The 17,365-nt window shown below is 70.3% G+C and carries 17 protein-coding genes; 6 read left to right on the top strand and 11 right to left on the bottom strand.

The genetic code is table 11. The features are described from left to right. Positions 1-4: 4 nt before the first annotated feature. Positions 5-1,372 (bottom strand): UTP--glucose-1-phosphate uridylyltransferase, encoded by a 1,368-nt coding sequence (locus ACEVFP_RS15925; RefSeq protein WP_375000422.1) that lies wholly within the window; start codon positions 1,370-1,372, stop codon positions 5-7. A 19-nt stretch (positions 1,373-1,391) separates the two neighbouring features. Here ACEVFP_RS15925 and ACEVFP_RS15930 point away from each other — a divergent pair, with 19 nt between their 5' ends. Next, on the top strand, positions 1,392-1,979 hold the full coding sequence (locus ACEVFP_RS15930) for a 5-formyltetrahydrofolate cyclo-ligase (RefSeq protein WP_375000423.1): 588 nt from the start codon (positions 1,392-1,394) through the stop codon (positions 1,977-1,979). Positions 1,980-2,300: 321 nt separating this feature from the next. Here ACEVFP_RS15930 and ACEVFP_RS15935 read toward each other — a convergent pair whose 3' ends face one another. The 4 genes from ACEVFP_RS15935 to ACEVFP_RS15950 form a co-directional block, all read right to left on the bottom strand. Beyond that, positions 2,301-4,820 carry a penicillin acylase family protein gene (locus ACEVFP_RS15935; protein ID WP_375000424.1) on the bottom strand — a complete coding sequence of 840 codons (2,520 nt, stop codon included), beginning with the start codon at positions 4,818-4,820 and terminating at the stop codon, positions 2,301-2,303. A 73-nt stretch (positions 4,821-4,893) separates the two neighbouring features. Then, complete coding sequence (locus tag ACEVFP_RS15940; protein WP_375000425.1) at positions 4,894-5,307, bottom strand: VOC family protein; 414 nt, start codon at positions 5,305-5,307, stop codon at positions 4,894-4,896. A 38-nt stretch (positions 5,308-5,345) separates the two neighbouring features. After that, positions 5,346-6,416, bottom strand: coding sequence for a hemolysin family protein (locus ACEVFP_RS15945; RefSeq protein WP_375000426.1), 1,071 nt, complete (start codon positions 6,414-6,416; stop codon positions 5,346-5,348). Continuing rightward, positions 6,413-7,831: a hemolysin family protein gene (locus tag ACEVFP_RS15950; RefSeq protein ID WP_375000427.1), complete on the bottom strand. Its 1,419-nt coding sequence runs from the start codon at positions 7,829-7,831 to the stop codon at positions 6,413-6,415. Before ACEVFP_RS15950 ends, ACEVFP_RS15945 begins: the two co-directional genes overlap by 4 nt. A 149-nt stretch (positions 7,832-7,980) precedes the next feature. Between ACEVFP_RS15950 and ACEVFP_RS15955 the strand changes: the two genes are divergently transcribed. After that, positions 7,981-8,328: an FmdB family zinc ribbon protein gene (locus tag ACEVFP_RS15955; RefSeq protein WP_375000428.1), complete on the top strand. Its 348-nt coding sequence runs from the start codon at positions 7,981-7,983 to the stop codon at positions 8,326-8,328. 2 nt (positions 8,329-8,330) lie between these two features. Here ACEVFP_RS15955 and ACEVFP_RS15960 read toward each other — a convergent pair whose 3' ends face one another. Together ACEVFP_RS15960 and ACEVFP_RS15965 are read right to left on the bottom strand one after the other, a co-directional pair. After that, complete coding sequence (locus ACEVFP_RS15960) at positions 8,331-8,534, bottom strand: hypothetical protein (RefSeq protein ID WP_375000429.1); 204 nt, start codon at positions 8,532-8,534, stop codon at positions 8,331-8,333. A gap of 29 nt (positions 8,535-8,563) precedes the next feature. Further along, entirely contained in the window at positions 8,564-10,753 is a 2,190-nt protein-coding gene (locus ACEVFP_RS15965; RefSeq protein WP_375000430.1) for an MMPL family transporter, read from the bottom strand. 130 nt (positions 10,754-10,883) lie between these two features. On the opposite strand from ACEVFP_RS15965, the gene ACEVFP_RS15970 reads away from it, so the two are divergent. Then, positions 10,884-12,281 (top strand): sensor histidine kinase, encoded by a 1,398-nt coding sequence (locus ACEVFP_RS15970; RefSeq protein WP_375000431.1) that lies wholly within the window; start codon positions 10,884-10,886, stop codon positions 12,279-12,281. Further along, positions 12,278-12,946: a response regulator gene (locus ACEVFP_RS15975; protein WP_375000432.1), complete on the top strand. Its 669-nt coding sequence runs from the start codon at positions 12,278-12,280 to the stop codon at positions 12,944-12,946. The genes ACEVFP_RS15970 and ACEVFP_RS15975 overlap by 4 nt, the downstream gene beginning before the upstream one ends. Positions 12,947-12,969: 23 nt before the next feature. Here ACEVFP_RS15975 and ACEVFP_RS15980 read toward each other — a convergent pair whose 3' ends face one another. Then, positions 12,970-14,148: an amidohydrolase gene (locus ACEVFP_RS15980; protein ID WP_375000433.1), complete on the bottom strand. Its 1,179-nt coding sequence runs from the start codon at positions 14,146-14,148 to the stop codon at positions 12,970-12,972. A 73-nt stretch (positions 14,149-14,221) separates the two neighbouring features. Here ACEVFP_RS15980 and ACEVFP_RS15985 point away from each other — a divergent pair, with 73 nt between their 5' ends. Both ACEVFP_RS15985 and ACEVFP_RS15990 read left to right on the top strand, forming a co-directional pair. Next, positions 14,222-14,551, top strand: coding sequence for a hypothetical protein (locus tag ACEVFP_RS15985; RefSeq protein ID WP_375000434.1), 330 nt, complete (start codon positions 14,222-14,224; stop codon positions 14,549-14,551). Continuing rightward, positions 14,551-14,793 carry a hypothetical protein gene (locus ACEVFP_RS15990; RefSeq protein ID WP_375000435.1) on the top strand — a complete coding sequence of 81 codons (243 nt, stop codon included), beginning with the start codon at positions 14,551-14,553 and terminating at the stop codon, positions 14,791-14,793. Before ACEVFP_RS15985 ends, ACEVFP_RS15990 begins: the two co-directional genes overlap by 1 nt. A 56-nt stretch (positions 14,794-14,849) precedes the next feature. On the opposite strand, the gene ACEVFP_RS15995 is transcribed toward ACEVFP_RS15990, so the two are convergent. The 3 genes from ACEVFP_RS15995 to ACEVFP_RS16005 form a co-directional block, all read right to left on the bottom strand. Next, complete coding sequence (locus tag ACEVFP_RS15995; RefSeq protein WP_375000436.1) at positions 14,850-16,238, bottom strand: MFS transporter; 1,389 nt, start codon at positions 16,236-16,238, stop codon at positions 14,850-14,852. Positions 16,239-16,263: 25 nt separating this feature from the next. Continuing rightward, positions 16,264-16,674, bottom strand: coding sequence for a MarR family winged helix-turn-helix transcriptional regulator (locus ACEVFP_RS16000; protein WP_375000437.1), 411 nt, complete (start codon positions 16,672-16,674; stop codon positions 16,264-16,266). A 436-nt stretch (positions 16,675-17,110) separates the two neighbouring features. Then, on the bottom strand, positions 17,111-17,326 hold the full coding sequence (locus ACEVFP_RS16005) for a hypothetical protein (protein WP_375000438.1): 216 nt from the start codon (positions 17,324-17,326) through the stop codon (positions 17,111-17,113). Positions 17,327-17,365 lie beyond the last annotated feature (39 nt).

A 17,365-nucleotide genomic window follows, 5' to 3' on the forward strand; every position in this document is an offset into this window, starting at 1 on the left:
CGGTTCAGCCTAACCGTGTGCCGGCGGGGACGTGCTGCGCCGTGCCGTCGTCGGCGAGGCGGACCTGCCCGCTCACCACCACGTCACGGCCGAAGCTCCAGTCGCCCTCGACACTCAACGACGTCGCGTCGACGAGCGAGGGCGTGTGCGGGAAGCGGGCGTCGAAGCCGTCGATGGTCTTGAAGAACCGGGGGTCCAGGTCGATCAACGGGCGGGGGTCAACCTGCGCGCGGACCCGGAAGTCAGGGCCCACGCCGTACACGTCGGAGCGCAGCAGGAGCAGGTCGTTGGTGGTCTTGACCGGCAGGAAGCGCGAGCGGTCGACCTCGATGGCCGTCGCCCCGTCGAAGACCTCCACGGCCGCACCCATGGCCGACTCGATCTGGATGACCTCGGGGGAGGAAGGGTCGGCGGGGTCGACGTTCTTGGTGTTGCGGATGAGCGGGAGCCCCAGCACGCCGTCACGCTCACGCAACGTCTCGCGCACCTGGCGCAGGTCGAACCACAGGTTGTTGGTGTGGAAGTAGGGGTGGCGGTGCAGGTCGGTGGCCGCCTCGACGTCCTCGTCGGCGGTCTGCGCCGTCTCCCGCAGCACCAGACGACCGTCGTCGCGCCGCACCACGAGGTGCCCGCCCTTGACGTCGGCCGGGGTTCGCCGGCACACCTCTGCGGCGTACGGTGCTCCCGTGCCGGCGAACCATGCCATCATCGCGGGATCGGGGGCGGCGCCGAGGTTGTCGGAGTTGGACACCGAGGCGTACCGGTAGCCGGCGTCGATCAGTGCGTCGAGGACGCCGGAGGCCAGCAGCGCGGTGTAGAGGTCTCCGTGGCCGGGCGGGCACCACTCCAGCGTCGGGTCGGCCGGCCACTCGACGGGCGTGAGGTCGTCGGCGCGCAGCTTGGGCTCGCGGTTCTGCAGGAAGTCCAAGGGGAGCCCCTCGACCTGCAGCGCGTGTGGTGCGAGCGCGGCGAGCGAGTCGTCCTGGGTGCGGAAGCTGTGCATGAACAGCACCGGGAGGTCGACGTCCAGCTGCTCGCGCACGTGCTTGACCTGCCCAGCGATGACGTCGAGGAAGGTCAAGCCGTCGCGCACCGGAAGCAGGCTCTTGGCCTTGTCCATGCCCATCGAGGTGCCGAGCCCGCCGTTGAGCTTGATGATGGCCGTGACGGCCGCCGCCTCACGCTGGGCGGCTGGGTCGGCCGTGACGTCGTCCGCCCTGGCGATACCGGCCAACGGGTCGACGTCGGCCTCACGCACGAGACCGGTGGCACCGCCCTCGAGCTGGCCATGGAAGTCGGTGAAGACGTCGATCGCGCCTTGGGCCACCCCGGCCTCGCGCATCTTGTGCTGCGCCTGCTCCAGTGCGTTCATCGGGCCTAGGGTAAGTCACATGACAGGACGGGGCGGGACGGCCACGGTCGAGGCCAAGCAGGCGTTGCGCCGCGAGCTGCTGGCGGCGCGGCGCGCCATGGCGGCGCCCGAGCGCGAGCAGGTGGCGGAGGCGGTCGCGCTGCACCTGCTCGCCGAGCGGGTCGTCGCCCGAGCGCGACGGGTCGCGGCGTACCGGTCGATGGCCATCGAGCCAGGCACCAGCCCCCTGCTGACGCAGCTGCACGCGCGAGGTGTGGAGGTCCTCGTCCCCGTGGTCGTGGGTGAGAGCCTTGACTGGGTGCGCGACGACCCCGCCCAGCCCGTGGAGCGCGGTGTCCTCGGCATCGAGGAACCCGCTGGGGAACGCCTTGGGGTCGATGCCCTGCACGCGGTGGACGTCATCATCGCCCCGGCGCTCGCCGTCGACCATGCCGGGCGACGGCTGGGCCGTGGCGCGGGGTATTACGACCGCGCGCTGGCCGAGGCCGGAGCTCCGGTGATCGCCGTGGTGCACTCACGCGAGCTGCTTCCCGTGGTCCCCAGCGAGCCGCACGACGTCCCCGTCCCGCTCGTGGCCACCGAGTCCGGGATCTTCCGCGTCCCATGACCCGGTGACTGTGCCGCGCCCCGACCACCGGGAAGAGGTGACAGATCACTCCCGGCCAGACTTCGGTGGTCGAGTAGCCCTCGGCCAGCTGGGTACCTCCCTGCAGGGAGTTCTGCGTGGGCACCTCCCGCGAGCGCAGCAAGTGGGGGCGTGCTCGGGGCGCAACGAGCGTCGCCGAGGGCGTATCGACCACGTTCCTCAACGACGCACACTCACTCAACGTGATCTCGATACACCGCTCGCAGAGCTCGCGTCGCACTCGATCACCGAGCGGCTTGCGCAACCCACGACTCCCACCGAGGAGCCTGCGGCTGAACGACGTCAGTGGTTGGAGCGCAGGACCAGGGTCTTCTCCGTCGCCCGGTCGACCGCGCTGCTGGAGAAGGCCCAGGGCAAGGTCTCCCCGCGGGCCCACAGCTCACTCTGGTCGACGTAGTGCTCGTGGAAGGCGTGCCCGGAGCTGCCGGTGAGCTGGATCCACCGGGACCGGTCCAGGGTGTCCAGGTCCACGACCATCCGCATCGACGGCACCGCCGTCACGTCGAAGCCCTCGCGGGCGTCCCAGCTGGTGGCGTCGACGGCTCCCGTCCCTCCACCGAGCTCGTAGGGGCCCCGGTTGAACAGCCTCTCGACGACACCGACGCCCGACGTCCCGAGCGTCGCGTTCACCAGGTCCAGCCGGTGCAACCGTCCCCACTCCCACTTCTGCGGGTCGCGGGACTGGGTTCGGGTCAGCTCGTCGCGCGCCCGACGCATCGCCTCGGTCAGCACGACCTCGCGGTCCTCGATGACGCCCGGCGTGCGCTGGTCGTCCCACCAGTGGCTGTCCGGGTCGTCGATGATCCGGTCGACGACGTTGAACCAGCGCTCCCCGCCGTCGGGGCGGGCATCGGCCGGGAGGTCGTCGTGGAAGGTGATCTCCAGCAGGTGCTTCCACGTGACGTTGAAGAACGCTGCGGCCGAGGAGTCCGGCGGCTGCGAGAAGTCCCAGTCCCGCAGCAGGTCCTGACCCTGCCGCACGAACGCCTCGTCGAGCTCCACGTCGAGCAGGTACGGCACGAGACGCTCAGCGTTGCCGTGGTGGGTGTCCAGCTGGATCGCCGTCATGTCGTCGACGCCCAGGTCCTCACGATCCAGCAGGAGGTCCCGCAGCCGCTCGGACCGGTACCCGGCAGCCGTGTCGTGGCCGAGCGTGTACGGGTACGCATCACCCACGACCCGGTTGTTGGCGGTGACGATGAGGCCCTCGTCGGGGTTGAGGACGCTCGGCAGCTCCTCGAACGGAACCTCCCCGGTCCACTCGTGAGTCCCCGTCCATCCCGGCGCCGGCCACCGGCCCGAGCCGCGACTGCGGACGGGGATCGCGCCCGGTGCCTGGTAGCCGATGTTGCCGTCGACGTCGGCGTAGACGAGGTTCTGCGACGGCACCGTGAACAGCTCGGCCGCTGCCCGGAACTCCTCCCAGTCCTGCGCCGCTCCGAGGGCGAAGACGGCCTTGATGGTGGGCCGCGGAGTCAACGCAGTCCACTGCAGGGCCACCTCGTAGTCGCCCTTCTCGACATCGGGGACCGTGCCGCTGCCCACGGCGGCGATGTTCTCGTCGAGGTCGGACAGGATCGGACCGTGCCGGGTCTCGCGGACCGTGATGGTCACCGGGTCGCCGCCGGCGACCTCGAAGGTCTCTTCCCGCGTCTCGAGCGGGACCTGCTCCCCCTCGTACTCATAGGTGTCGCCGGTGACTCTCTCCAGGTACAGGTCGGCGACGTCGGCGTACATCGTCGTCACGCCCCAGGCGACTCGCCGGTTGTGGCCGACGACGACACCGGGCAGTCCTGAGAAGGAGAAGCCCGAGACGTCGTAGGGGCAGTCCTCGGAGACGGTCCGGCAGCGCAGACCCACCTGGTACCAGATGCCGGGCATCGAGGGGGCGAGGTGCGGGTCGTTGGCCAGGATCGGCCGACCCGTCGAGGTCCGGGAGCCGTCGACCACCCACGAGTTGGAGCCGATGCCCTCCCCGGTGCCCAACAAGGCCGGCAGTGTCTCGGCCGCCCGACCGGCCGCCCCCAGCCGGTCCATGGCGACACCGGCCCGCTCGGCGTCGACAGCATCGTCCTGCCCGGTGTCGCTCGAGGTGTCCGCGGAGCCGCTGTCGTCGCCCCTCGCCCCGTCGACGATCGTGGCGTGCTCGTCGGGATAGCCCGGGTAGAGCTGGTCGACCTGCCGAGTGGTCAGCTTCTCGGTGGCCAGCACCCGCCCGATCTCCTCGGACATGTTGCTGCGCAGGTCCCAGGACATCGCCTTGATCCACGCCATGGAGTCGACCGGCGTCCACGGGTCGGGGCGGTAGTCCGGTCCGGTGAGCGACAGAATCGTGTACTCCAGCGACAGGGCGGAACCTGAGCGGTCGTCGATGTAGGAGTTCACGCCGCGCGCGTAGGCCTGGAGCAGACGTCGGGTGTGGGCGTCGAGCGCCTCGTACTCCTGCTCCGCGACCCGGCGCCAGCCGAGCGTCCGCACGAACTGGTCGGTCTCCAGCGCACCCTCGCCGACCAGCTCGGACAACCGTCCGGCCGTGACATGGCGCCGAAAGTCCATCTCGTAGAAGCGATCCTGGGCATGGACATAGCCCTGTCCGAAGAACAGGTCCAGCTCGTCGTCCGCCTCGACGCGCGGAATGCCGTGGGCGTCGCGAGCGATGGTGACGTCAGCGGTCAGGCCATTGACGGTCCGCTCCCCCGTGACGTCGGGGAACGGCGCGCGGACGTTGATGAAGGCCAGCGCACCGGCAGCGAGCACGAGTGCCAGCACTGCGACGAGTGAGGCTTGGAGGAGTCGACGCACCCGCACATCATGTCCCACCCCGGGCCAGGACAGATGCCAAGGGCCGCCGACGCAACGGGCAAAGGAGGCAGGCTCAGAGAACGATCTGTCCGATGGGTCCGGGGTTGAAGGCGATCTCCCAGCGGAATCCGTCGGGGTCGGCAAAGTAGCCGGTGTAGCCGCCCCAGTCGCGCTGCTGCCCCGGCTGCACCTGAGGCGCCCCCGCGGCCTCGGCGTCGGCCAGCACGGCGTCGACCTCCTGCTCGGTGGCGACGTTGTGGGCCAGGGTGATCGGCGCCAGTCCCTCACCACGGCGGATCGGCCCGACCTCCTGCTCGAACTGCTCCTCGACCCACAGGGAGAGCACGAGCCGCTCTCCGGCGCGGATCATCAGCACCTCACCCGGCACGTCGAGCTCGGGCTCCCAGCCGAGCCCGTCGACGTAGAACCGGCGTGCCGCGTCGAGATCGGCCGTGGCCAGGGTGATGAAGGAGATCCGGGCGTCCATGCCGCGATCCTCGCACCGCCCTCTGACAGGCGTCGAGCTCAGACCGTCCGTTCGATGTCACGCACCTCGCCGACGAGCTCCTCCAGCACGTCCTCGAGCATGACGACGCCCAGCACGGCGCCCTCCCGGTCGGCGACCCGCGCCATGTGCGAGCCGCGGGCCTGCATCGTGCGCAGCGCCTCGAACAGGCCGGAGCCTGCGGCGACGGTGGACAGCGGACGCAACCACTTGTCGGCGATCGGCTCGGTGCGGGTGACGTCGTCGGTCTCGAGCACGTCCTTGATGTGCAGGTAGCCGGCGAGCTCACTGGAACCGTTGGTCCGAGTGCCGTCGGCGCTCGGACCTGCGGTGACGGGGAACCGGGAGAAGCCAGTCTCCGCGCAGGCACGTTCCACCTCCACCGGAGTGGTCGTCGGCGCGATGGTCACCAGTCCCTCACACGGCAGCAGGACGTCGTCGACGCTGCCGCCCTGGAACTCCAGCGCACCGGAGAGCAGCCCGTACTCCTGGTCGTCGAGCAGCCCCTCGCGACGGGACTCCTCCACCAGGCCGGCCACCTCGTCGTGCGTGTAGGTGGAGGCCACCTCCTCCACCGGCTCGACGCCCATGAGCTTGACCGAGACGTTCGCGATGCCGTTGAGGCTGACGACGACGGGCTTGAGGATCGCGATGACGGCGAGCATGAACGGCCCGAGCAGCAGCGACGCCTTGTCGGGAGTCACGAGCGCGAGGTTCTTGGGCACCATCTCGCCGAAGACCACGTGCAGGAAGACGATGATGCTCATCGCGATGACGAACGAGATCGGGTGGACCAGCGCGTCGGGCACGTTGAACAGCTCGAACGCGGGCTCCATCAGGTGGGCCAGGGCAGGCTCGCTGATGGCGCCCAGGCCGAGCGAGCAGATGGTGATGCCGAGCTGAGCGGCAGCCATCGCGAGGGTGACGTTCTCCATGGCTCTGAGCGCAAGCTTGGCCGAGCGCTTGCCCGCGGCGGCGAGCGGCTCGATCTGGGTGCGTCGAGCCGAGATGAGCGCGAACTCCGACGCCACGAACAGCGCGTTCAGGCCCAGCAGGACGAGGGTGAGGGCAATGCCGAACCAGTCGTTCACTGCTGCTCATCTCCCCCGGCGCCGTCGGCGGCCGGCGGGGCACTGGTCTCGTCGTCTGAGGACCCGTCGTCGTGGGGCCCGACCACGGTCAGGCTGACGCGGTCGATGCGGCGGCCCTCCATGCGCTCGATCGTCAGGTCGACGTCGATGCTGCGGGGCAGACCCTCCTCGTCCTCGCTGACGCCGGGGATCCTGAGCCGGACGGAGTCGCCGCGCTCGCCGATACGCCCCAGCTCGGACTGCAGCAGACCGGCGATGGTCTCGTAGTCCTCACTCTCCGGCAACGGGATGCTGGTCTGCTCCAGCACCTCGTCGGGGCGCAGCAGACCGGACAGCGCCCATGTGCCGTCGCGGCGGTGCCTGCTGGTGGCGGAGAGCCGGTCGTGCTCGTCGGCGATGTCCCCGACGATCTCCTCCACGAGGTCCTCCAGGGTCACCACGCCGTCGGTGCCGCCGTACTCATCGACCACGACCGCCATCTGCATGCCCTGCTCCCGCAGGACGATGAGCAGGGGGTCGAGCTCCAGCGTGTCGGGGACGGTGGAGGCGGTTCCGGCGATCTCCTCCACCCGGACGGTGCGACGACGGTCCCGGTCGATGCCCACCGCCTGCTTGATGTGCACGATGCCCACGACGTCATCGGGTGAGCGATCGATGACCGGGAAGCGGGAGTGGCCGGTCTGACGAGTGGCCTCGATGACGTCCTGGGCGGTGTCGCGGGCCTCCAGGAAGTGCACCCGTACCCGTGGGGTGCGGACGTCGGCGGCCGTGCGGTCGCCGAAGGCGATGCTGCGAGCCACGAGGTCGGCGGTCTGGTCGTCGATCGCACCCTCCTGCGCCGAGCGCAGCACGAGGGAGCGCAGCTCGATCGGGGACCGGGCCGACCGCAGCTCCTCCTGGGGCTCGACGCCGAGTCTCACCAGGGTGCGGTTGGCGACGCCGTTGAGCCCACGGATCGGCCAGGCCATGGCGTGGGTGAAGGCCCGCTGCGGCAGCTGGGTGATGGCGGCCGTGCGCGCCGGGATGGCGATCGCGAGGTTCTTGGGGATGAGCTCGCCGATGAGCATCGTGGCGAAGGTGCTGATGATGATCGCCAGCGAGTAGGAGGCGACGCTCTGCGCGGCTCCCGTCACGCCGACGTCCTCCAGCGGTCCGCGCATGAGCCGTCCGATGGCCGGCTCGGCGAGGTAGCCGATGGCGAGGTTCGTGATCGTGATGCCGAGCTGGGCGGAGCTGAGCTGCGTCGACAGGGTCCTGAGCGCCTTCAGCGTGCCGCCGGCGCCGCGGTCACCACTGTCGGCGGCTCGCTCGACCGAGGCCCGGTCGACGGTGACGAAGGAGAACTCAGCGGCGACGAAGACGCCGCAGGCCAGCATCAGCAGCAGCGACGCACCGAGGAGAAGCGCCTCGGTCATGACGGTTCCCGACGTGCGGCTCGGGATCGGGTCTGCACCCGAGTCTGGGACGAACGGGATCTTTGAGGTGGTGAGTCAGCCACAATGCATCGAACGATACCCTTGGCCAGCCACATCCCACGAGACAGTCCCACGAGTCGGAGTCCGCGTTGCCCACCTACCAGTACCAGTGCCGCGAGTGCGGTGAAGCCCTCGAGGTCCAGCAGTCCTTCACCGACGACGCGCTCACCGTGTGCCCCTCCTGCGAGGGTTCGCTGCGCAAGGTCTTCAATGCCGTCGGCGTCGTGTTCAAGGGCTCGGGGTTCTACCGCACCGACAGCCGCGACTCGAGCACCCCCTCGGAGCCTGCCGCCTCGGGCTCGTCCTCCACGTCATCGCCCGACTCCGCCGGCACGTCCTCGTCCGACTCCTCGGGCTCGTCCTCCACGAGCTCGTCAACGACCTCCTCCAGTCCCTCGACGTCCTCCGGGAGCAAGGGCTCGGACTCGGCCGCGTAGCATCAGGCACCGCCTGAAGCATCTGGCCTCCGGGTCACCAGACTGCCGCCGACCAGTGCGGCGCCCAGCACGACGGCGGCCGCCTGGAGCACGGTCAGCGCTCCCCCGTCAGCGACCTCGGCCAGGAGCCCGAAGTCGTCCCTGACCAGGCCGCCGATCCCGTTGATCAGCAGCAGGATCCCGATGATCTCCAGCGTCACACGCATGGGTCGTTCCTTTCGTTGATGATGGTTGCTCAGCCGACCCGGACCGTTTCCGAGGCCGACGGATCCGACTCATCGAGACGGTGGCGCAGCTTCTCGCCCTCGACGTCGACGTTCGGCACGAGGCGGTCCAGCCAGCGCGGCAGCCACCAGGCCTTCTCGCACAGCAACGTCAGCACGGCGGGCACGATGGTCATCCGCACGACGAACGCGTCGATGAAGATCGCGAAGGCCAGCGCGAAGCTGATCTGCTGGATGAACCCCTCGCCGAAGACGAACGCACCGAAGACACTGATCATGATCACCGCCGCCGCGGTGATCACCCGGGCCCCGTGCCGGAACCCCGTGACGACGGCTTCGGTGGCGGCCGTCCCGTGGACGTGCTCCTCGCGCATCCGGGTGACCAGGAAGACCTGGTAGTCCATGGCCAGCCCGAACAGCACCCCGATCAGGACGACCGGCAGCAGGCTGATGATCGGTCCGGTCTGGTCGACCCCCAGCACGTCGGTGAGCCAGCCCCACTGGAACACCGCGACCGTCGCGCCGAACGTGGCGCCCATCGTCACCAGGAAGCCGAGCGCCGCCTTCAACGGCACCAGGATGGAGCGGAAGACCAAGATCATCAGAACGAACGACAGCCCGACCACCACCGCGAGGTAGGGCACCAGCGCGTCGCTCACCTTCTGGCTGAAGTCGATGCTGACGGCCGTCGGCCCGGTCACGGAGACGGACGCCCCGGACGGGATCTCGGTCCCCGCCGACAGGGCACGAATGTCACCGACGAGATCCTTGGTCTCCTGGGCACCCGGTCCGGTCCCCGGCACGACCGAGATGATTCCCGTGTCGTCCGTCTCGTCGAGAGCGGCGGGCTCGGCCAGCATGACGTTGTCCAGCCCGCTGATCGAGTCAGCGACCCGTGGCATCGCCGCCTCGGCGGACCCGTGGCCCGCGGTGTCCACGACGACCGCCAGCGGCCCGTTGGTGCCCGCGCCGAAGCCATCGGCCAGCAGGTCGTAGGCCTGCCGTCGTGTGTCGTCCTCGGCGTAGCTGCCGTCGTCCAGCATGCCCAGCTGGATGCTCGCCGCCGGGATGGTCAGCGTGCCGACGGCCACGAGTGCGACCACCAGGACCCGCACCGGGTGCCTGGTCACCATCGTGACCCACGACAGGCCGAGGGTCTTGTCGCTGCTCTCGGGTCGCCGGGCGCTCAGCCCCGGGACCCGGCCGCGCTGGATCCGGCGGCCGACGAACCCGAACATCGCCGGCAGCATCGTCAACGCCGTCACCACCGCGAGGGCGACGGCGCAGGCGGCCGCCAGACCCATCTCGGTCAGCACCGGGATCCCGACGACACTCAGGCCCGCCAGGGCGATCACGACGGTCATCCCCGCGAAGACGACCGCGTTGCCCGCGGTACCCACTGCTCTGCCGGCAGCGTCCTCGAAGTCCCGGCCGGCGGAGAGCTCGTGCCGGTACCGGGAGGCGATGAACAGCGAGTAGTCGATGGCCAGGGCCATCCCCAGCATGAACGCGAGGACCGAGGAGTCCTCGGACAGGTCGATGAACCGCGTGGCGATCGTGATCGACGAGAGGGTGATCCCCACGCCGACGACGGCGCTCAGCAGCGGCAGTCCGGCCGCCACGAAGGACCCGAAGGTGATGACCAGCACCACGGCCGCGATGACCAGGCCGATGAGCTCGCCGATCGCCCCGTCCTCCAGCTCCGGTTCGGCCACGTCGCCGCCGACCTCGACGACCAGGCCGTCGTCCCGGCCGCTCTCGACCACGTCCATCAACGCGTCCTGTTCCTCCGCAGTCAGGACCGGGGACTCGAACGTGACTTCCGCGTACGCCACGTCCGCGTCTGCTGAGACTGCGTCGAGCGGGTCGCTCACGTGCACCAGTCCGGGCAGCTGCTCGATCTCGTCGATCACCGACGCGATCGCCTGCTCCTGGCTGGGGTCGGTCAGCGTCCCACCGTCGGGCGCGGCGAACACCACGCTGCCGGTCGCGCCGCTCGCGCCCATGGCGGGGAACCGTTCGTCGAGCAGGTCCATCGCCTCGCTCGACTCCGTTCCCGGGATGTCGAAGGACTCGACCGGGTCTTCGTCGGTCGATGCCGCACCGACAACTGCCAGGACAAGGACCGTCAGCCAGGCGGCTGCGACCGCCCAGCGACGCCGGAACGCGAACCGGCCCAGCCGGTGGAGAAAGATAGCCATGCGCCCAATGTCGTGGTTGCCGCCGCTGACCTGCGTCGGCCGATGGAGTGATCTTGTGCAGCCGTCAGCGGCACCCGCCTACATCCTTCGATGGACGTGCGGCTCGGCAGCTTCTGGTGCAATGGTCTGCGTGGAGGTCGATGACACGCGGGCGCCGGGCGACGATGCGGGTCCGCAGGCGCCCGGTCGAGACGCCCTGCGGCAGTGGCCGTGGCACCGGATGGCCGACCGGCTGACCTTCGGGGTCGCCAACGCATCGAGCCGCCGGGACCTCGTCAGCGGCTGTCTGGCAGTGCTCGTGGTCGGCGTCGTGCTGTGGGCGCTGGGCCTGACCGGGCTCTGGCCGGGTTCGGACCACCTGGATGACTGGCCACGGTGGTCGCACCTGCTGACGCTCGTCGTGGCCGTCGTGGCCGTCTTCCTCTTCCGGTTCCGAGCCGACGTCGCGCTGGGTCTCGGAGCAGTGGCTGTCACCGCTGATGCGGCCCTCGGGGGCAGTGCCGGCGTGATGGTGGCGATGTGGGAGCTGCTGTTCTGCGTCGGGATGATCGGCAGCCTGTCCTTGCGGCGCGTGGTCGCCGGCACCGTGGCCACCGTCGTGGCCCTCACGTCGATCGTCACGTTGGTCGCGGAGCGGGACCCGTCCCTCGCGGTCGTGGTCGGCATCCAGTTCCTCGCCCTGCTCGCCCTCCCGCTGTGGTGGGCGGCCACCCTCCGGCAGAAGTCCGAGCTGGCCGAGCTGGCCGCCGAGCGCGCCGACCTCGAGACGGAGCGCGCGAACCTTCAGACGCGGCGGGCTGCCGACCTCGAACACATCGGTGAGCTGCGCCGCGCGGAAGCGGTCCAGGGCGAGCGGAGCGTGATCGCCCGCGACCTGCACGATGCGATCGCCTCGCGGCTGTCGACCATCGCCATCCAGTCGGCCGCGGCACTGGCCGATCCTGAGCGCGACCACCGCGGCGCCATGGGCACCGTACGCGAGCAGGCCCTGGAGGCGTTGCAGGAGATGCGCTCCATGATCGTCGTGCTGCGCTCTGAGCCGGACCGTTCGGGGACCTCACCGACCGACGCCGCGCTCATCGGAGGTCTGGAGCAGATCGACGACCTGGTCGATGCCGCCCGATCCGCGGGTCTGCAGGTCCGGCTCGCTCGGCCGGACCGGGAGGAGCCGGCTGGGCACTCGCACTTCACCGACGACGTGCCGGTGGCCGTCGCGCAGGCCGTCCACCGCATCGTGCAGGAGGCCCTCACCAACGCGGCGAAGCACGCACCGGCCTCGGACGTGGACGTGTCCGTCGACAACGACGGGACCGAGGTCCGGGTGGTCGTCGAGAACTCGTTCACCACCTCGGCGGCCAGTGGCCACCCCGCACTCTCGGCCGGCACGGGTCTGATCACCATGCGCGAGCGCGCCGAGGCGCTCGGCGGCTGGTTCGCGGCCGCCGCCGACGAGACCGCTGCCGTGTGGCGGGTGGAGGCGAGTCTTCCACTGCGCCGGGACGAGGAGAGGGCGGACGTCACCGGATGAGCGATCCGATCACGGTCCTTCTGGCCGACGACCACGAGCCCATCAGGACCGCTCTGCGTTTCGTCCTCGACGCGGCCGAGGACGTCGAGGTCGTCGCGGAGGCCGCCGACGGTGCCAGCGCGGTGACCAACGCCCGGGCGCTGCGGCCGGACGTCGTGCTCATGGACGTCCAGATGCCCCGGGTCGACGGGCTCGACGCCACCGGTGAGATCGTGCGCGACGCCCTGGCCCAGGTGCTCGTGCTCACGACGTTCGACCTCGATGAGTACGTCTTCGGAGCGTTGCGCGCCGGTGCGGCGGGTTTCCTGCTCAAGACCGCCGAACCAGGCGAGATCCTCGCCGCGGTCCGCAGGGTCGCCGCCGGCGACGGCGTGGTCGCGCCTGAGGTGACCCGCCGGGTGCTGACCGCCTTCGCCGACGCACCCGCACCGGACGAGCCGTCGGACCCGCTGTCGTCCGCGCGGGACCGCCTGGCCGGCCTCACCCCGCGTGAGCATGACGTGCTCACCGCACTCGGCGCCGGGCGGTCCAACCAGCAGATCGCCGCAGAGCTCGTCATCACCGAGGCGACCGCCAAGACTCACGTCTCGCGCATCCTGGCCAAGCTCGGGTGCGCCAGCCGCGTTCAGGCTGCGATCCTGGCGCGCGAGGGCGGCCTGGTCTGACGGTCAGCCCCGTCGGCCGGGCCTCAGAGTGCGGCGACGGTGGCGAGCACGCTCGCCCCCACGGTGATGGCACGCTCGTCGATGCGCAGGTCGCTCTGGTGCAGGTCGTAGGTGGGGCCGTCGGGAGTGCGGGTGCCCAGCCGCCCCATGGCGCCGGGCACGGCCTCCACGTACCAGGCGAAGTCCTCTCCCCCGAGGCTCTGGGTGGCAGAAGCCACCGACCCCGGCCCCAGGGCCTGTGTGACGGCGTCGCGCAGCGACTCGGTGGCTGCGAAGTCGTTCACCACCGGTGGGACTCCACGCACGTAGGTGACGTCGGCAGTCACGCCGAACGGTTCGATGACGTCGGCGATGAGACCACGCACGAGGTGCTCGGACTGGTGCCAGGCCGCGGCGTCGAGCATCCGCAGCGTCCCGCCGAGCTCGCCGGTGGCGGGGATGACGTTGGGTGCGTGGCCGGCCGCCAGCTGCCCCCACACCAGGCTCGCCCCGGCCCGGGGGTCGAAGCGACGCGACAGCACGGCGGGCAGCTGGGTGACCAGGCTGGCGAGCGCGTAGGTGAGGTCCTCGGTCAGGTGCGGACGGGACGTGTGTCCACCGCGTCCGCTGAGCACGATGCTGACGCGGTCAGTCGCGGCCGTGATGGCACCTTCACGCAGGCCGACGTGACCGACGTCGAGCGAGGGGTCGCAGTGCAACGCGAAGATCCGTGAGACGCCCTTGAGGATGCCCTGGGAGAGCAGCTTGAGCGCGCCACCGGGCATGACCTCCTCGGCCGGCTGGAAGATCAACCGCACCCGACGCTGCAGGACACCGGCGTCGTGCAGCTCGCGCAGGGCGACCGCGGCGCCGATCAGGGCCGAGACGTGGACGTCGTGCCCGCAGGCGTGCGCGATGCCCGGCACGGTCGAGCGCCAGGGGTCGGAGGTGGTGTCGTGCACCGGGAGGGCATCCAGGTCGGCCCGCAGCGCGACCATCGGGCCACCCTCGGGGCCAAGCTCGGCCACCACCCCTGTGCCGTCGAGCCGCTCGTGCCACAGGCCCAGCTTGTCCATCCACGACGCGACGACGTCACTCGTGCGCTCCTCGTGCCACGACAGCTCGGGGCTGGCGTGCAGGTCGCGACGCAGCTCGATGAGGTCAGGCGTGACCACCTCGACCGACCGGGCGATCGCCGACGACAGGTTCGGATGGATGGACATCTGCTCAGGATACGTCCTGGCGGACGTGTCGCGGCCCGGCGAGCACAGGTCGGACATGGCCTAGTCTCGAGACATGGACGTCGTTCTCGGGTTCGCCGCGGGGGTGATCCTCTCCAGTCTCGTCCTGGCCGGTGTCGTCATCGCCCGTCGACGCCGACCGTCCGCCCCGCCGGAGGATCGGCTCGACGACGCCCTCGAGGAAGCGCTCGCCGATCTCACAGCCACCGTCCTCGACCTCGCCGAACGGGCGCCGCGTCTCACGCCCGGCGAGCGGCTCACCCAGGTCGATGAGCTGCGTGCTGCGGACCTCATCGACGTCGACGAGCATGCGCGGGTCCGCTCGGAGATCCTCGCCGACCACGACGAACGCGCGGTTCACGATGAGGACCAGGAGGACTCCTGATGGCCCGGGACGACGAGCGGTGGGATGTCGGCTGGGTGACGGCCGAGGGTGGCGCCATGGACCGTGTGGCGGTCTTCTGCGCGGTCCTGCTCGGACTGTGCGCGGCCCTCATGGTCGCGGTGACGATCGCCCGCGAGATCTGGGTGGGCGTCGGCTTCTGGGCGCTGCTGCTGCTGGCGTGCATCGTCTTCGGGCGGCGTACGCTGCGTCGCGTCCGGGGGGCCGGCCGAAGCAAGCCTTGACCCGTCCGGCCGTGCGGCCGAGGCAATCCGGATCGGTTGTGACGCCGACGCCACCGTCACCGGACGTCGGCCGGGTCTCGATCACCCCGGGGGCCCACTGTTCGGGGAGCTCGACGTCGCTGCGGGAGTCGAAGTCCGGCTCGACGCCGACGTCCACGTTGGACCTCCGCCTGACGTCCGTGGTTCGAGCGCAGGTCCGCTGTGAGCGCCCGCCACTCCTCACGTCGGGTCCCTGTCCTCCGGCGGGCGAGGTACCAGATGGTCGTGACGAGGACCCCCAGGCCGGCGACTAGACCGGTCCCGACGACGGCCGCGCGAGCACCGAGGTGCTCACCCACCCATCCGACGAGTGGCGCCACGAACGGCACGCTGCCGATGAAGACCGTGAGGTACAGCGCCGCGACCCGGCCACGCATGGCCGGGGTGACGGTCATCTGGATGTAGGCGTTGGCCGTGGTAGCCATGGTGAGCACGCTGACGCCGATGAGCGGCAGCACGATCGCATAGGTGACGTAGGTGGGCATCAGGCCCGAGACCACCTGCACGACGGAGAAGGCGAGGCCGGCGAGGACCACGAAGCGGATCCGCGGCGTCGTGCGACGCGCCGCCAGCAGGGCACCGGTGAGGGAGCCGATCGCGAGCAGCGATCCGAGCAGGCCGTACTCGCTGGCGCCGCGACCGAACTCCTGCGTCGCCATGAGGGCGCTGGTGATCTGGAAGTTCATCCCGAACCCGCCGAGGAAGAACACACAGGTCAGCACGAGCACGAGGTCGGGGCGGCTGCGGACGTAGCGCACGCCCTCGCGGACCGCGCCCTTGCCGCGGCCGATGACCGGCGTCGGGGTGAGCCGGTCGATGTCCATGACCTGCAGTGCCCAGAGCGCGGCGAGGTAGCTGAAGGCGTTGATGGTGATGACCCAGCCGGTGCCCGCGACTCCTCCTCCGAACCCGGCGATCATCACGCCGGCCAGGCCCGGTCCCACGAGGCGTCCGGCGTTGAAGGACGCCGAGTTGAGGGCGACGGCGTTGCCGAGGACCTCCGCGTCGACCATCTCGGGCACGAACGCCTGCCGCGACGGCGCCTCCAGGGCGCGGCCGACGCCGAAGACCAGCGCGATGACGTAGACGTGCCAGACCTGGACGAGCCCTGTCACGGCCAGCACGCCGAGCAGCGCGGAGGGGACGGCCATGGCGATCTGCATGACCCGCAGCACCGTCCGCTTGTCGAACCGGTCGGCGAGGACGCCGCCGTACGGGGAGAGCAGCAGCGTGGGCAGCAGCTGCAGCGCGACCGTGATGCCGATGGCCGTGCCGCTGCCGGTGAGGACGAGCACCAGCCAGGCCTGGGCGGTGTTCTGCATCCAGGTGCCGATGTTGGAGATCAGGCTGCCGGAGGCGTAGATCCGGTAGTTGCGCACGGACAGGGCGCGGAAGGTGGGGCTCACCGAACGGTCACGAGCATCATCACTCTCATGACTCCGCGATCCGGGTGAGAAGGGCCGACGCCTCGCGCAGCAGGGCCCGTTCGCGCGGGTCGAGCTCGCGCAGCCGGCGGTGCAGCCAGGCGTCACGACGCTGCCGCTCCTCCTCGAGCACCTTCGCGCCGGTGTCGGAGAGGGAGACGACCACCTGGCGTCCGTCGTCGGGGTGCGGCTCGCGGGTGACGTGGCCGTCCTCGACGAGGCAGTTGAGCGTGCGGGTGACCGACGGGGCGCTGACCCGTTCGCGGGCGGCGACGGCCGAGGGCGACGTCGGGCCGAGCTGACTCACCGTGCCGAGCACGGAGAGCTGGGTGGGCGTGAGGTCGGACTGTCGCTCCTGGCGCAGTCGTCGGTTGAGGCGCGCCACCGCCATGGCGAGGTTCTGCGTATCGGTGGGCATGTCTTTAGCCTAGTTCATTACCTACGCTAATTCAAATCTGCAACCAATCCCCCGGTTCCCGGGAACTCATGGAAACCACCCGCTCACCCCCGTTTGCAAGCCATGGCGAGCATGAGGAAACCGGGGGAAGTCACCTGATTCCCATGAACTCATGGGAATCAGGAGGACTGAGTGGCTGGCCGGACCGCGCAGCCGCGGCAGGAGCGTCACCCGGCCCAGGCGGGGCACACGTGGCCGCGGACGACAACCTCGCTCGTACCGGATGCATGGTCGATCCGCACCGCCGTCCGCCCGGCGGACCGTGACTCGTAGCACCGCGTCGAGAGACGGTCAGAGGGCGTCTGAAGCTCTCGCAGCATCCGCGTCGCGGCCCGACCGACCAGCTCACGCGACTCCCATCGTCGGGGCCTGGGTCCGAGCTCGTGACGACACAACGTCACGGCGCTGACGTCCCGAAGGTCTGGGAGAACCACGGGACGTCGCTGCTCCTGTACCGCCGGAGCCGGGCGGACACCACAGCCCAGAGCATCGGCGTCGACCTGGTGCACCGTGGCGACGATCCGGGACCGCAGCGGTCCGCGCCCGCCTCACACGCCGCAAGGACGACCAGGGACGCGATGACGCCCGCGGCCACGGCCTTGAGAGTGTTCACGTCCCCCTCCTGTCCGCAGGTCGCGCTTCGTCTCGTCCC

The organism is Aeromicrobium sp. CTD01-1L150, assembly GCF_041951745.1.
GTDB lineage: Bacteria > Actinomycetota > Actinomycetes > Propionibacteriales > Nocardioidaceae > Aeromicrobium.